The organism is Pedobacter agri, assembly GCF_032678665.1.
In the GTDB taxonomy this organism is placed as follows: domain Bacteria; phylum Bacteroidota; class Bacteroidia; order Sphingobacteriales; family Sphingobacteriaceae; genus Pedobacter; species Pedobacter agri_A.
Genome location: NZ_JAVTSH010000001.1, coordinates 199,243 through 214,862, shown reverse-complemented (window position 1 = coordinate 214,862; position 15,620 = coordinate 199,243). Strand labels below are relative to the sequence as shown.

11 protein-coding genes are annotated in these 15,620 nt (G+C 37.4%); 3 read left to right on the top strand and 8 right to left on the bottom strand.

The window, feature by feature from the left end; translation table 11 throughout:
* Positions 1–92 precede the first annotated feature (92 nt).
* Positions 93–2,882: a thiopeptide-type bacteriocin biosynthesis protein gene (locus tag R2Q70_RS01020; RefSeq protein WP_316805829.1), complete on the top strand. Its 2,790-nt coding sequence runs from the start codon at positions 93–95 to the stop codon at positions 2,880–2,882.
* Here the strand turns inward: R2Q70_RS01020 and R2Q70_RS01015 are convergent.
* A complete protein-coding gene (locus R2Q70_RS01015; RefSeq protein ID WP_316805828.1) occupies positions 2,872–3,993 on the bottom strand; it encodes a sensor histidine kinase in 1,122 nt (373 codons plus the stop codon). The genes R2Q70_RS01020 and R2Q70_RS01015 overlap by 11 nt on opposite strands.
* Before the next feature lie 134 nt (positions 3,994–4,127).
* Between R2Q70_RS01015 and R2Q70_RS01010 the strand changes: the two genes are divergently transcribed.
* Complete coding sequence (locus R2Q70_RS01010) at positions 4,128–4,271, top strand: hypothetical protein (RefSeq protein WP_316805827.1); 144 nt, start codon at positions 4,128–4,130, stop codon at positions 4,269–4,271.
* Here the strand turns inward: R2Q70_RS01010 and R2Q70_RS01005 are convergent, their stop codons facing one another.
* Complete coding sequence (locus R2Q70_RS01005) at positions 4,272–5,015, bottom strand: LytTR family DNA-binding domain-containing protein (RefSeq protein ID WP_316805826.1); 744 nt, start codon at positions 5,013–5,015, stop codon at positions 4,272–4,274.
* Between the two features lie 429 nt (positions 5,016–5,444).
* On the opposite strand from R2Q70_RS01005, the gene R2Q70_RS01000 reads away from it, so the two are divergent.
* Positions 5,445–5,933, top strand: a complete 489-nt coding sequence (locus R2Q70_RS01000) for a type I restriction enzyme HsdR N-terminal domain-containing protein (protein WP_010599752.1) — start codon at positions 5,445–5,447, stop codon at positions 5,931–5,933.
* A 158-nt stretch (positions 5,934–6,091) separates the two neighbouring features.
* Here R2Q70_RS01000 and htpG read toward each other — a convergent pair whose 3' ends face one another.
* The 6 genes from htpG to R2Q70_RS00970 all read right to left on the bottom strand — a co-directional run bounded on the left by htpG (position 6,092) and on the right by R2Q70_RS00970 (position 15,508).
* Entirely contained in the window at positions 6,092–7,978 is a 1,887-nt protein-coding gene (htpG, locus tag R2Q70_RS00995; protein WP_410478344.1) for a molecular chaperone HtpG, read from the bottom strand.
* A gap of 621 nt (positions 7,979–8,599) precedes the next feature.
* Complete coding sequence (locus R2Q70_RS00990; protein WP_010600587.1) at positions 8,600–8,992, bottom strand: PleD family two-component system response regulator; 393 nt, start codon at positions 8,990–8,992, stop codon at positions 8,600–8,602.
* Positions 8,993–9,104: 112 nt separating this feature from the next.
* Positions 9,105–9,968, bottom strand: a complete 864-nt coding sequence (locus tag R2Q70_RS00985; RefSeq protein ID WP_316805825.1) for an N-acetylglucosamine kinase — start codon at positions 9,966–9,968, stop codon at positions 9,105–9,107.
* A 17-nt stretch (positions 9,969–9,985) separates the two neighbouring features.
* The gene (locus R2Q70_RS00980) at positions 9,986–11,296 is read right to left on the bottom strand and encodes a TolC family protein (protein WP_316805824.1); all 1,311 of its coding nucleotides are present in this window, start codon (positions 11,294–11,296) and stop codon (positions 9,986–9,988) included.
* A 1-nt stretch (position 11,297) separates the two neighbouring features.
* Complete coding sequence (locus R2Q70_RS00975) at positions 11,298–14,408, bottom strand: efflux RND transporter permease subunit (protein WP_316805823.1); 3,111 nt, start codon at positions 14,406–14,408, stop codon at positions 11,298–11,300.
* A gap of 2 nt (positions 14,409–14,410) precedes the next feature.
* The gene (locus R2Q70_RS00970; protein WP_316805822.1) at positions 14,411–15,508 is read right to left on the bottom strand and encodes an efflux RND transporter periplasmic adaptor subunit; all 1,098 of its coding nucleotides are present in this window, start codon (positions 15,506–15,508) and stop codon (positions 14,411–14,413) included.
* Between the last annotated feature and the right edge of the window lie 112 nt (positions 15,509–15,620).

Sequence of the window (15,620 nt, the reverse complement as noted above, 5' to 3'; positions counted from 1 at the left end):
CCATCTTCAAATGTTGAAGGTGGCTTTTTTAGTTTGGGCGATGGTTTGTTTTAAAATTAATCTTTGTAATTTTCGCCTGACAATTGATTTCCATGAAACTTAATATTCATCCCTCCCTCATTTTTAGAACACCAAAATTTTCTTATCAAGCCGATATTGCTTCCAGCTGGGATGAACTTAAAAATGCAATTGCCATATCATCATCTGCATTTTACGAAACGATAAAGGACGTTCAGGCCGATGATTTAAAAAATCTTCCACCAAAAGTAAGTTTCACCATTTGGAAATATTTTAACCGGGCTAAATACCGCTCTACACCGTATGGTACCTTTGCCAGTTTCAGCTTGTTAGAAAAGGCATTTTCTGCAGCAGAAAGTAAAATCATCATCAATGAAGCACAGGTTGTCCACCGGTTTATCGATTGGCCTTATCGCAATGAACTGCAATTTGATTTCGAACAGTTACTTTCAGCAGATATTCAGTTATTTAGTAATAGCAGTTATTACGCAACAAACAACGGCATCCGTTATATCGCTTGTACCGATGGCGTTTTTGAACTGGCAGAGATTGACCACAATGACTTGGTAGCACAAATTCTTAAGCTTTGTAGTGAACCCGTAAAGGTAAAAGTATTATTAGCGAAACTTGATTTAAATGAGGATGGAGAAACAAATGTTATCAACCTGTTGAAAGATATGCACAGCCTTCAGCTGATTTTTAGTGAGCACGACCCTAATATTGTAGGACAGGATTATTTTGAAAGGCTCGGAATTGCTGCTACCGCAGATAAACCTCAATACCTCATCGCAGAGCGAAAAATGATTGGTGGAGGATTGGATGAAAAACTGCTTAAACCTTTGCCGGGATTGATTCAGTTATTAAGTAAAGTTTTAAAGTCAAATGAGCGTGAGGCATTAACGAGTTTCATCAGGCGGTTTAAACAAAAGTTTGATCAGCAGGAAATTGCACTGTCAGTAGCCCTCGATCCGGAAATGGGCGTTGGTTACGATGAATTGGAACAAGCAGGTGAAGATGATTTTGTAGCGCAGTTTAAGGGAAAGAAAGAAAGCGAAAAAGATAAAAACGATTTGAAGGCGGTTTTAAAACACAAGCTTTCGGCCGAAAATTTTATAAACCAGGAACCAGTTTTCCTGAATCAGTTAACTTTTGATACCAATGAAAGGGAAAGCCTTTTGCCCAATTCATTTAGTTTACTGATGTCTTTGGCTGATGATTTAATTTGCATCGATCAGATCGGTGGCGCCACAGCCAATGCCTTAACCGGCCGTTTTTCTATTGCCGATGCTGCGGTAGAAGCCTACTGCAAAGAAACTTCAGCAATTGAACAAAATGCTAATCCTGAGGTGATGTTTTTCGATGTGGCTTATCTGGTTGAAACCAATGTAGATAATATCAATCGGCGGAAACTGGTTTATAATCATCAGTTGTCCATCTTAAATTTTGATACTTCTGATGTACCGCTTTCGCTTCGCGATATTCAAATTGCTGTAAGAGATAATGAAGTGATTTTGAGATCGAGGCAATTGAACAAACGGCTTATTCCCCGCATGGCTTCTGCTTATAACTACGCCCGTTCTGATCTTTCTGTTTTCAGGTTACTTTGCGATTTGCAACACCAGGGTTTACAAACAAGTCTCTCGCTACCTTTAGATAGTATTTTTCCTGACTTAACTTTTTATCCACGCTTTCAATATTATAACATTGTTTTGAGCGCTGCGAAATGGCAAGTAAGTAAGGAAAATTTTTATTCTGCCAAAAATGCATTAACAGTAGAAAACTGTCGTGCTTTCTTAAAAAAATTAGGTGTTTCCAGGTTCTTCAAAACTGGCCTATCCGACCAAACACTTTGCTTTGATTTAGAACTTGATGAAGATTTGAATGCGCTGATTCTATTTATGCAGAAGCAAACCAAATTGTATCTGGAGGAGGTTATTTTCCCAACATTCAGTCCGGTGGTAGATCAGCATCAAAAACCATATCTGGCTCAGTTCATCCTTAATCTTTACCATAATAATCGTATTTATAAAGGTGTCGGCAGTTTAGATGTTCAGGAAGCAACAATTCAAAGTACTTTTTTGCCAGGAAAGGAATGGTTGTATTTCGAAATCTTTTGCCATCAGCAGCGCTCCGACGAACTTTTAATCGGTGTTATTCCTGCATTTTTGGAAGATTTTAATTCCTTAATTAAATCCTGGTTTTTTATTAGATACAATGAAAATGGTAACCATTTGCGCTTTAGGGTTTTGCTGCATGAGGAAGAAGACGGCCAAAAACTAACTTCCGCTTTTGGCGATTATCTAAAAGTGTATGTGGAAAGCGGTTTAGTTTCCGATCTCCAGCTCAAAACTTATAAACGAGAAATAGAACGCTACGGTGCGGATCTGATTGAAGAGGTAGAAGAACACTTTTTAGTCGACAGTGAATTTGTATTGTCGGTATTGCAAAATCAGACTGATGCTTTTACAAAGTACAAATGGTGTGCTGCTGTAGTAGATGAACTTAAAAACGCTGCAGTTTTCGACGCTAAAGAACTTGTGCAAATCATTAAGTTGATGTCTGATTCCTTTAACGATGAACATCATCTGGATCCAGCTGATTTTAAGAAACTCAATCAACAATATCAGCTGTATCGGCGCAATCCCGATTTATCGGATGATCGCCTAAGCGATGCTTTTAATACGTTTAAAAATTCCCTAATAAAAATACTTGAGAGAACAGAGGGAAACCGCAGAGCAAAATTATTTACAGATTTGATGCACATGCATGTAAACCGCTTATTTAGCCGCGATCAGCGTACAAATGAAATGGTGATGTATTATTTTCTACTAAAAGATATGCAACGTAAAAACGCTATTGGTTAAGATTTAATTTCGCCATTGGGTTTACTACCGGAACATCAATCTCAGTAATATATCGGTTCAGTGGGTCTTTATAATACCTAAATATGTAGTCGTCTTTATAGAAGTTGGCTAATCGTTTATTAATATTATCTATACCCACATGATGGCTTTCATGTTGTTTGCCTTTTACATCGTTCACCATGTTTATGGTACTAATGTTTAGGTTATTGTTATCGTAATCTATTTTAATTGTTGCGGTTTGCGTAGAATGCGTTACGTTTCCATGTTTAAATATGTTTTCAATTAACGTTAGCAAAATTAGGGGAGGAAACCGCAGGCCAAACAAATCGCCGTTTACTTCCAGTTTCAGGTTTAGCGTGTTTGCTGTTCGTAACTGGTGCAGGTTAATCAGGTGTTCTATCTGTTCCACTTCTTCACTTAAAGGAACCATTTCTGATGCTTCTGGCCGCTTTAGGGCATAACGCATCATTTCGGCTAAATTCATAATCGCGTCAGCTGCCATGGGTGCCTTTTTGCGGGCATCGTTATAAATGAAATTTAAGGTGTTAAATAAAAAGTGTGGATTGATCTGACTGCGGAGAAAATTATTCTGAGATTGCACCAAATCATTTTCTAAAGCCTGTTTTTCTATCTGTGTAACAAGACTTTGACGTTCAAGCGCTTCTACTTTTTTCCTATCTTCAAACGATTTTAAGATGTATACGTAACCAGTAGCAAAACCAATGAAATATAACGATCGCCAAATGTTGCTGGCAATAAAATCTCTATCGAAAGTTATTGGTGCATTCAGTTTGATAATATGAAGGCTGCTAAAGATATGGCGTAAAAGAAATACCAGTAATGTATAGGTCGCTATTTCAACAATGATTAGAATGGGTATGGTTAAAAAAAGTATTGATTTTTTTTTGCGATTTAGCTCGTTATTAAATAAACAACTATGCGTATAAAATATGGTTATGGCTAAAGAATATGCAATTATATAACTTCCAGTTTGCCCAAAAACTTTATTGATCAAGCCTGTAATAAAAACCTCATAAATAATGTAGCAACTCCACGCGATGAGATGATATTTATACTTTTTATAAAATTCTTTTATGTTAAAAATACTCATTATTTTGGCGTTAAATCTATTAAAACAGGGCTTTTATCTTCTAAAATTGGTGTTTTGTGTAAAAAAATATGGGTACTTGCTTAACTATCGCACCTTTACAGAAATTAATAACAACAACATTAAATCATTATATTATGAAAGCTCAAGGCACTACTCAATTATCAAAAAAAACTGTTTTCGTTTACAAAAATGTTAAAGATCAAAATGGTTTTCAAACTGATCCATCTACAGTAACTGCTAAAACTGTTTTATCAACTATTGAAATTTTCAAAAAGTAATTATTGACTTCTGTTAGATTTCAGTAAGCTACTTTGTACATAGGCGAAGAAAGCTTCTTTATAGCCTTCGCCAATTTGGATCATTTCATTATTTACCAGACGGATAATATTTCCATCTACTTTTTTGATCGCAGTTTTAGCAACAATATTCGATTTATTCACACGGATAAAGGCGTGGTTTTCTAAAGCTTTTTCAATTTCCTTTAACGTAAGGTAGGTGGTATGCGTTTCAGACTTAGTAATGATCTGTATATAATTTTGAAGCGCTTTGATGTAAAGTATTTCATCAATAGCGATGTTAGAAAAAGCGTATTTGTGGTCGCCTTTAATATAAAGTGCAGCCACCTGATCGGCATCTTTTGAAGCAGCTTTAGCATTATTTGCTTCTTTCTTCAAAATCCTGTCGATACCTAAGGCAAATTTCGCAAATGAAATAGGCTTTAGTAAATATTGATCTGATTGAACATCAAAAGCCTGTAACGCATAATCGGGATGGGCTGTAGTGAAAACTAAATATTTAGCTTTTTCCCTGATGTTTTTAGCAAGTTCCAACCCGTTAATCCCGGGCATGTCAATATCCATGAAAAGGAGATCGATCTCATCGTCAATACTAATTTCAGTTAAGGCTTGAACAGGGCTTGTAAAAGTTTTAAAAACAGTTAGGCCCGGCATTTCTGCTATATGGTCCGTAAGTACCTCAATCGCATGTTGTTCGTCATCAATAACAACGCATTTTAGATTCATGATATAGTAAATATGATATTGGAGTGATTTTACCGCAAGTTAAATAAAAAAAGAATTGATTTTGCCTGCTGTATTAAAAAAATCTAAGCCAATTTTTCAGTCTGAAAAAACTTCCGGTTTCGTGTAATAAACACACGGGTTCGTGTAAAAAAATATCTCTCTTATCTAATTTTAATAATCTTTATACTGTTTGCCAAAAACAGATAATTAATATGATTTGCCTTGGTTGGTAAATAAATTAATTAACCCTTTACATCTGCCTGCCCATGCTTGTGTAGCCTGTAGATAAGATAATTAAAAACAGGCCATACAATACTGGGTTTGGCAAAAATTAAACAAAACATAACTACTGTATATCGTTTAAGATTGCAAAACTATTATTGAATTAATAACACTTAAAAAAACATCTAAAATCTATATCACATAATCATGGAACTTAAAGACGAAATCGGCCAGTTTGCTGTTAGAATTAAGAAAATGCTTCCGCAAGTTCAAACTGAAGATTTGACGAGGAACGCGTTGGTAATGCCTTTTATTCAGATATTGGGATTTGATCCATCTGAAGTACAATCGGAGGCGGTTTTGGATTTCGGTGTTAAGAAAAGTAAAAAGGTAGATTACACCATTATGAAAGATGGTGAGCCTACAATTTTAGTAGAATGTAAACATCACGATGATAACCTGGATATTCATGATTCACGTTTATCTAAGTATTTCCGTAAAACTAAAGCAAAATATGGTTTGCTAACCAACGGATTGGTTTACCGCTTTTACACTGAGAAAATGGTAAAATCTAAGAAAAACCAGGAGCCATTGTTTGAGTTTAAACTTACTGATACCAAAGCGGCAACCATTGCAAAAATGATCGAAGAACACAAAGATTATTTCAATGTGGAGCAAAAATCAATTGCCAGTTAAACATATTTATTTTAATCTAAGAGTCCCGAAAATTCTATAGAGATTAAGTCCTAATTCATTAGGGCTTTTTTTTATGTAAATGAATTCTCGGATTTAGATCTAAATAAAAAAAGGGAGAAATCTTTCGATTCTCCCTTTACTCGTTAATCTTAGTAGTATTAAATCAACTCAACACTTCTGCTCACAAATGCAGTAAGCTCTGCACCAGTTAACATGCCTTGAGCCAACAACGCCAAATCTACAGCTTGCTTAGCCAAATTACTTTGCTCTTCGCCTTCTGTTTTTAAGATTTTGCTAACCAATTTGTGGTTACCGTTAATGGCCACTTTATAGCTATCAGGCATCTGACCGTAGAAGCCCATGCCGCCACCCATTGCTGCCATATCTTTCATGCGACGCATAAATTCATCCATGGTAATGGTTACCGGAAGTTCATCAGGGTTTAAAGCCACAACCTCAACCTGCATACCTGGTTTGGTAATTGCTTTCTCAAAAATGGTGGTTACTTCCTTAACCTGATCTTCACTTAAAACATGTTCGTTAACTTCGTCTTTCTCAATTAACTTATCAGCAACGCTAGAATCAACACGTTTAATAGAAGTTTTTTCTAATTTTTGTTCTAGCTGCTGAATGAAATGATTATCAATTGGAGAATCTAAAACTAAAACATCATAGTCTTTTTTATTCGCCGATTGGATAAAAGCATCTTGTTTCGAGGCATCATTTGAATACAAATAAACAACTGTTCCGTTTTTATCAGTTTGTAATGGCGCAACTTTTTCTTTGTACTCGTTTAAAGTATAAAGCTCATTTTTAGTATTGCCAACCAAAGCGAAATCTTTTGCTTTATCGTAGAATTTTTCTTCGCTAATCATTCCGTATTTAACGAACAAGCCAATATCTTTCCATTTATCTTCGAATGATTTACGGTCTTTAGCGAAAAGCTCAGCTAATTTATCAGCTACTTTTTTAGTGATGTAGTTATTGATTTTTTTAACGTTGCTATCAGCCTGCAAGAAACTACGCGATACGTTTAATGGAATATCCGGAGAATCAATTACACCATGTAACAGCATCAAAAATTCAGGTACAATATCCTTCACCTCATCAGTGATAAATACCTGGCGGGAATACAATTTGATTTTATTGCGTTGCATTTCGAAATCGTTTTTCAACTTAGGGAAATACAATACGCCCGTTAAATTAAATGGATAATCAACATTTAAGTGAATCCAGAATAATGGTTCTTCGCTAAAAGGATATAATTCACGGTAGAACTTTAAATAATCCTCGTCTGACAAATCTGCAGGTGCTTTAGTCCAGATCGGATTGGTGGTATTGATGATGTTGTCAACCTCTACATCTTTATATTTTTTCTTTCCTTCTTCGTCCTCGCCATCCTCTTCTGATTCTGTTTTAGTACCAAACTTAATCGGAACAGGTAAAAATTTAGCGTATTTATCAAGGATTTCCTGCAATTTCGATTCTTCTAAAAATTCTTCAGAATCTTTGTTAACATGAAGAATGATATCCGTGCCTCGGGTTGTTTTAGTGCCTTCTGTAATCTCGAATTCAGTACTTCCATCACAAACCCAACGGGCAGGTTCTGCACCATCCTGATATGATAAGGTATTGATTTCAACTAAATCGGCAACCATAAAGGCTGAGTAGAAACCCAAACCGAATTTACCGATGATTTCGTTTGCATCTTTGGCATCTTTAAACTTCTCAACAAATTCGCTTGCGCCAGAAAATGCAACCTGATTAATGTATTTTTTAATCTCTTCGGCAGTCATTCCCAAACCGTTATCGCTAATGGTAATGGTTTTTGCTTCTTTATCAACTGCAACCTGCACCAAAGGCTGGCCAACTTCGCCATTAAACTGACCTAATGAACCTAGTCTTTTTATTTTCTGAACCGCATCTACTGCGTTAGAAACCAACTCACGAAGAAAAATCTCGTTATCTGAGTATAAAAACTTTTTAATTATCGGGAAAATATTCTCGGTGTGTATGGAGATATTTCCTTTTTCCTGTATGCTCATATGTAAATAAATTGTTTAATCTAACTCTTGCATATCAATGCTTGTTCCAAACGATTTTATTTGCCAAAATGACAGATGAAAGATACTCATAACAGTTGAGCTAATCCATTAGTTAAGGTTCTTAATAGCTGAAATGTAACCTTATTTGTACGGCTGTTTATTCGAATGAGATTGCCACGTCCCAATGAAAAATCGAGACTCGAAAAGACGACAGGATAGGACGGAGATTCCCTATCGGTTGGTGTCCTCACCAACCGAAATATTAATGTAACCTTATTTGTAAGGCTATTTATGAATGAGATTGCCACGTCCCGATGAAAAATCGGGACTCGCAATGACGACTGGATAGGACGAAGATTCACTATCGGTTGGTGTCCTCACCAACCGAAATATTAATGTAATCTTATTTGTAAGGCTGTTTATTCGAATGAGATTGCCACGTCCCGATGAAAAATCGGGACTCGCAAAGACGACCGGTTAGGAAGACGAAAACTACCCCTATCGGTTGGTGTCCTCACCAACCGAAATATTGAATCTGCAGCGCACAATTTCTAACGGAGTAAAACAAAAAAGCCAAAAAACAATTAAGTCTTTTGGCTTTGGATCATGTATTTTATGTTCTTAGTTTAATAGGAAGCTAGGTTCACTTTCTTCCAAATTAAGAATTTTGGTAATTTTTTTCAGCAATACATCCATTTGGAAAGGTTTAGATAAGAAATCATCCTGGCCATAATTTAAAGTAGTGAAGTCTTTCGCATCGTACAATCCGGAAATCAATAAAATAGGAATTTTTGAAGTACTTTCTATCGATTTTAGTTGCTCGCACAAAACCCTACCATCGATATGGCCTAAAGAAATATCAAGTAAAATCAAATCAGGATTGAATGTCTCAATTCTGTTAAAAACCTCTTCGCCATCGTTCAGTGCCGAAACCTTGAAACCACCAATTTCGAGTATTAATTGTATGGTTTCTAAAACCTCAATGTCGTCGTCTACTACTAATATTCTCTTCATATTCTATTGCGCAATGTATGTGCCTCCAAAATTATAACAAAATGTATGTGGTTATGTTTACAATCTTAAAAATATTTTAACAATAAGTTTATAAGGCGAATAAATGCCAAAATTAACTCGCCTGCTTTACAATTCCCTCTTTTTGAAGGATGAAATTGAATAAGTCATCGATTGGTTTTTGCAGGATTTTACCTGGCTCAATTCCATTCGCCAGTAAAACTTCAATTAAAGCTTCCTGATAATAGTAAGCAATTGAACCTACAAAATGGCAAGGTACATTTTTGTGTTTCGGATAATCTTTTACATTCGTATCTACAAATTCCTGAAATCCGGTTTTTAAAATATTCTGAATAAACGGGTGCTCTTTGTGGTTGGCCATGAAACGGCTAAAACCAGCTAAATAAATGTTCGGGAAAGGCTTTTGGTATACATTGGTGATAATCTGCTCTTTTTCTGCAGGGAAAGTTTTTTTAAATTCTGCAGCCAGTGCCGCCGGCATTTTATTATATAAATATGCCAAAAGAACTTTTTTTCCGAAAAAGGTGCCGGAACCTTCGTCGCCTAAAACATAACCCAATCCGTGATGGCCGTCGTGAATTTTTTTGCCGTCGAAATAACAAATATTGGAGCCTGTGCCTAAAATGCAGTTTAAACCTTCCGCATTACCGCAAGTAGCGTAAACAGATCCTAAAAGGTCATGGTCAACGGAAATAAAAGCATTTGTGAAAACTTCCGATAGTCCATTCGATACCACCTCATGTTTATCGGGCGAAGAACAGCCTGCTCCAAAAAAGTAAATTTCTTTTACCTGATCGGCATATTGCATAATGGTTTCATTTTTTGAAATCAATTTGCTAATATCTTCTTCGCTTAAAAAATAAGGATTGATTCCGGGCGTATTAAATTTAAGAATTTCGCCATTAAGATAACCCATCCAATCGGTTTTCGATGAGCCACTGTCTGCAACAAGTATCATGGGAATAAATATAAAAATTAATTGGATAAATCTATATTTCCGCTGATTTCTTTGAGTGTAGTCTCGGCAATTTTTGCCTGGAATTGCATCTCAATAAATCTGTTCTGCGCATCAATAGCATTGCGCTGAGCCTCCCTGAGCTCTAAAGGAGCAATACTTCCCAGGCGATATTTAGCCATGGTGATGTCGAGATTTTCTTTCGCAATATCTACGTTACGTTGTTCAAGCTTAATCAAATCCAGGTACGTTGCATAATTTTGGTAAGCGGTTAAAAGTTGTGAGTTTACATCCAGTTTGGTTTTGCTTAAATTTAAGGTAGAGTTTTCTATATCAATTTTAGCATTCCGTTCCTGCTGCCTTTGCAAAAAACCATTGAATAAATTAAGGCTTGCGGTAACACCATAAGTAAATCCATTGGCAGCAAAACGCTGGTTAAATCCAGTAGGACTCGTACTTTTAGCCCTGCTGTAACCAGAGTTTAAAATAATTGCCGGATATCTCGCACCCTTGATAGATTTCAAATTCAAAGCTGCTATTTTTTGATTAATAAAAGCATTTTGAACATTCGGGTTTTGCTGTTCAGCAATTTCTGCCTGTTTGCTAAACAATATTCCTCTATCTACATCAATGCTATCTGCAACGGTAAAACCTGTGCCAATATCTCTAACCATCAGTTGGTTTAAACGCACCTTTGCAATCTGCAAAAAGTTTTTAACCTGAATATAGTTTGAGGTGTCGGTATTATAATCTACCTGAGCCGTCAAAACATCGAGTTTGGAGCCACGGCCCAACTCTAACTTAGTTTTTGCAATATTGGTGCGCCATACAGAAACATCAATGGCACTATCTGCAGCTACCAGCAACTGTTGCTGTCGCACCACATCATAATATGCTGCAATCACATCCGAAACCGTAGTTAAAATGGTTAACCTGGCATTTACTTCACCTTGTTTTTGCAGTTCTTTCAACCGGTCGTAATTGGCAAACATGGTAAAGCCGTCAAAAATGGTCCAGTTTAAATCAGCGCCATAACTGTTGTTTGTACTCCTGGCTCCACGAATTACGCGATCTTCGCCAGTTACCGGCGTTTGCCTGGTATTTTGAATACTTCCGCCGTTGGTATAAGTACCATCAATTGTTGGCAACATGCCTGCGTTACCAATATTGGCATTGTTTTTTGCAATATTGATCTCGTTTTTGCTAATTCTAATATCATAGTTGTTTTGCAATGCAATGGAAATCGCTTCACGTAAACTGAGCTTTTCCTGAGCAAAGCCAGAAACGGATAAGATCAATAGGAATATGAATATTTTAAATTTCTTGCTCATCTTATTCTGCTATGTGTGTGGCTTCCTGTTCATAACGATCGGCATTTTTCAATTCTTTATTTGGTTTATAAGGCTTTGCCCAGTAGGAGTAAATTGCCGGAATTACAAAAAGGGTTAACACCAATGAAAACATTGTTCCGCCCACAATTACAGTTCCCATACTCATCCTACTTTTTGCCGCGGCACCCAAAGCCATAGCAATAGGTAATGCGCCAATGGCAATGGCCAAACTCGTCATCAAAATAGGGCGTAAGCGTGAAACCGATGCTTCTCGAATGGCCTCGGGGATAGCCACACCTTTTTCTTTCAGCTGGTTTGCAAATTCTACGATCAAAATACCATTTTTGGTTACCAAACCAATTAACATAATGGTACCAATCTGGCTGAAGATATTCCAGCTTTGTCCGCATAACCAGAGCGATAAAAATGCACCAGCAACGGCCATAGGTACCGTTAAAATGATGATGATCGGATCCTTGAAACTTTCGAACTGTGCTGATAAAATCAGATAAACCAATAGTAAAGCTAAACCAAAAGCAAAAAAGGTATTTGAAGAACTTTCTTTAAAATCCCGCGATTCTCCACTTAAATCAGTAGAAAAGGTTTCATCTAATACCTTATCAGCGATTTTATCCATCGCATCGATACCATCGCCGATACTTTTGCCCGGCGATAAACCAGCAGAAACTGTTGCCGAAATGAAACGGTTATTTCGGTATAATTGCGGCGGACTGCTTTCTTCTTTTGCGGTAACTAAGTTATCCAACTGAATCAATTCTCCCTTGTCGCTACGCACATAAACCGAACTTAAATCAAGCGGATCTTTACGGTCGCCACGGTCGAACTGGCCAATTACCTGGTATTGTTTTCCATTCATAAAGAAGTAAGAAAACCTTTGTCCGCTCAAACCCAGATTTAAAGTTTGCGCTATCGCGGATATGGAAACGCCCAGGTTTTTCGCCTTATCACGATCGATAGTTAAATTTATTTCTGGCTTGTTGAACTTTAAGTTAACATCAGAAACGGTAAAAGTTGGATCTTTTGAAACCGCATCCATAAATAACGGCACTTTCTCTCTCAGTTTTTCGAAATTTTGCGCCTGGATAATATAACTAATAGGCAAACCTCCTCTACGACCAACGGAAATGGTTGGCTGCTGATTTACGATTACTTTTCCCTCCGTATATTTTTTGGTGATTTTAGTCAGCATATCGGCGATCTCCTTCTGCGAACGTTTGCGGTCTCCGGCATCAATCAGGCCCATACGTACAAAGCCTGAGTTGGTAGAACCTGCACCTCCAAATCCAGGAGAAGTAATGGTAATATTTACATTTTTCTCAGGAACGGAATCAATTACCATCTGGTTCAACTTCATAATAAATTTATCCGTTGAAGTAAAAGATGCACCTTCAGGCAGAGTGGCCGTCATGTTAATTGCACTCCGATCATCATACGGAGCAGTTTCTTTTGGTAAAAGTTTCCAAAAGAGAAAAATCAATCCCATACAAACCACGATAATAGGAATCGAAAGCCATCGTCTATCTAAAAATTTGTTCAGATTAGACGCGTAAGCATCGTTCAGTTTAATAAAGTAGGGTTCTGTCCAATTGTAAAAGCGAGAAGGTTTATGTCCGCCCTTTTTCATCAGGTAAGCGTTTAACATTGGCGTTAACGTCAACGAAACAAAGGCCGAAATTAAAACTGCTGCTCCGATTACGACACCGAACTCCCTGAATAACCGGCCCACAAAACCTTGAAGGAAAATAACCGGCAAAAATACGGCTGCAAGTGTAATCGAAATGGAAATTACGGCGAAAAAGATTTCGTTAGAACCCTTTATGGCGGCCTCAAATGGCGACATGCCTTCTTCAACCTTTTTGAAAATATTTTCTGTTACTACAATACCATCATCAACCACCAAACCAGTTGCCAATACAATGGCCAGCAAGCTTAGTACATTGATAGAGAAACCGAAAGCGTACATGACAAAAAATGTAAACACCAATGATACCGGAATATCAATTAATGGTCTGAAAGCAATTGCCCAATCTCTAAAGAAAAGGTAGATGATCAAAATAACCAATACCAATGATAACCCAATTGTTTCGGCCACTTCCGTAACCGATCGTTTAATAAACAAGGTGTTATCCAAAGCCACCTTCAACTTAATGTCGTTTGGCATGTCTGCCTTCAGCTTATCAAAGCGATTATAAAACTCCTTACTAATATCCAGGTAATTCGCACCGGGCTGAGGAATTATAGCCACTGCAACCATGGGTTTACCCGATTCCCTCAAAACGGTTTCTTCATTTTCAGAGCCAAGGGTAGCATAACCAACATCCTTCAGTTTCACCACCTGGTTACTGTCTGATTTTAGAATCAGATTATTGAATTGATCTTCATTAACCAGCTTTCCTAAAGTTTTTACCGTTAGCTCTGTGGTTTCTCCGGTGATTTTTCCTGATGGCAATTCGACGTTCTCATTATCCAGAGCCGTCACAATATCCTGTGAGGTTAAGCCATAAGCACTCAGTTTATTCGGGTCCATCCAGATGCGCATAGAATATTTCCGTTGGCCCTGAATCTGGACGCTACTTACTCCTGGTATGGTTTGAATACGATCGGCAATTACGTTTTCTGCAAAATCGCTCAATTGTAAAGTGTTTCGCTTGTCGCTTTGAATGGTCATCGAAAGGATGGGATCGGAATTGGCATCAGCCTTACTTACCGTTGGCAAACCATCTATATCTCTTGGTAAATTTCTTGCTGCCTGCGAAACCTTATCACGAACGTCATTGGTTGCTTCTTCAATGTTTTTATCAAGATTAAACTCAACCGTAATGTTACTTGTACCTTGATTACTGGAAGATGAAATATTCCGGATACCATCAATGGAGTTAATTGATTTTTCCAGCGGTTCAGTAATCTGAGATTCAATAATATCAGAGTTTGCCCCAGGATAAGATGTTCTTACCGAAACTACTGTTGGATCAATAGACGGATATTCGCGAACGCCGAGAAATGTGTAACCAATTATTCCGAACAGAACAATCAGCAAGTTCATTACAATGGCTAGAACGGGTCTCTTTATACTCGTGGTGGAGATACTCATAATTATTCTTTAACCAGGTTAACTTTTACCGGAGCATCTTTTTTCAATGCCATTGAGCCTGTGGTCAAAACGGTATCGCCTGCTTTTAAGCCCGAGGTAATGACAATGTTTTCGTCTGTTCTCGTTCCGGCTTCCACCTTAACTTCCTGTGCTTTTCCGTTTTTCTGGACATAAACTATTTTGCCTTTTAAAACCGGAATGATAGCCTGATTAGGAATAAGGATGGCGTTTTCTAAAGTATTTAGCGCAAGTTTTATTTTGGCAAACGATCCAGGTAATAAAGCATTGTCGGCATTTGGTGCCAAAGCTCTAATTTGTAGCGTTCTGGTCGCCGCATTAATTCCAGGTTCGATAGCGTATACCTTCCCGGTGTTTTGTTTAGTGGAACCATCAGTAGTAAATGTTATAGATGAACCCATTTTAATTTGTCCGGCGTATTTCTCTGGGACTGAAAAAGTAACCTTTACGGGATTCGTACTCACTAAATTTGCAATTACGGTTGCCGGCGTTAAATATGTGCCTGCAGAAATGCTGCGTAAACCAATGCGCCCTGAAAATGGAGCCCTAATGGTCGTTTTTGCAAGTTGCGCCCTGATCAACTGTGTTTGTGCTTTAAGGGAGGTTAAATCAGCAAGTGAAATATCATATTCTTCCTGGCTAATGGCACCCTTTTCTAAAAGTTGTTTTGATCTGTTTTCGGTAGTGCCAGATAGTTTTTGTTTAGTTAAAGCTTCTTGTAATTGTGCCTGTATATCTCTGTCGTTAACTTTTACCAGCACAGCGCCTTTGCTTACATTTGTTCCTTCGGTAAAATAAATTCCTGTTACCAAACCTGAAACCTCACTTTTTAGCACCACAGATTCATTTGCGTCTATCGCTCCGGTTACTTCCAGGTCTGTATCAAAAGCGGTTGGTTTAACCACAATGCCTTCTACCACCATGGGCGCCCCTGCACCGCCACCTTTAGCACCACCTCCTTTTGTTTGAGCACCACCTGCTCCACCCTTGCCTTCTAGTTTTTTGTTCGCGTTAATCCTGTAATATACTAAATAGGCCAAGCCAATAGCCAAAACAGCATAAAAAATATACCTTTTCTTCATGTTTATATTTGTGTCGTGCTTATCTGAACGTTAAAATTAACGCTGATATTAGAGTGTAAAAATATTCAATTAGTTTAGTCCTAAATTTGTTGTATTAAGGATGTTACTTTGT

What these genes read in the sequence shown, in the direction of transcription:
- htpG (WP_410478344.1), bottom strand. Translation starts at nt 7,978, where the DNA reads ATGAGCATACAGGAAAAAGGAAATATCTCCATACACACCGAGAATATT.
- R2Q70_RS00980 (WP_316805824.1), bottom strand. Translation starts at nt 11,296, where the DNA reads ATGAGCAAGAAATTTAAAATATTCATATTCCTATTGATCTTATCCGTT.
- R2Q70_RS00985 (WP_316805825.1), bottom strand. Translation starts at nt 9,968, where the DNA reads ATGATACTTGTTGCAGACAGTGGCTCATCGAAAACCGATTGGATGGGT.
- R2Q70_RS00990 (WP_010600587.1), bottom strand. Translation starts at nt 8,992, where the DNA reads ATGAAGAGAATATTAGTAGTAGACGACGACATTGAGGTTTTAGAAACC.
- R2Q70_RS01015 (WP_316805828.1), bottom strand. Translation starts at nt 3,993, where the DNA reads ATGAGTATTTTTAACATAAAAGAATTTTATAAAAAGTATAAATATCAT.
- R2Q70_RS01020 (WP_316805829.1), top strand. Translation starts at nt 93, where the DNA reads ATGAAACTTAATATTCATCCCTCCCTCATTTTTAGAACACCAAAATTT.
- R2Q70_RS00970 (WP_316805822.1), bottom strand. Translation starts at nt 15,508, where the DNA reads ATGAAGAAAAGGTATATTTTTTATGCTGTTTTGGCTATTGGCTTGGCC.
- R2Q70_RS01010 (WP_316805827.1), top strand. Translation starts at nt 4,128, where the DNA reads ATGAAAGCTCAAGGCACTACTCAATTATCAAAAAAAACTGTTTTCGTT.
- R2Q70_RS00975 (WP_316805823.1), bottom strand. Translation starts at nt 14,408, where the DNA reads ATGAGTATCTCCACCACGAGTATAAAGAGACCCGTTCTAGCCATTGTA.
- R2Q70_RS01005 (WP_316805826.1), bottom strand. Translation starts at nt 5,015, where the DNA reads ATGAATCTAAAATGCGTTGTTATTGATGACGAACAACATGCGATTGAG.
- R2Q70_RS01000 (WP_010599752.1), top strand. Translation starts at nt 5,445, where the DNA reads ATGGAACTTAAAGACGAAATCGGCCAGTTTGCTGTTAGAATTAAGAAA.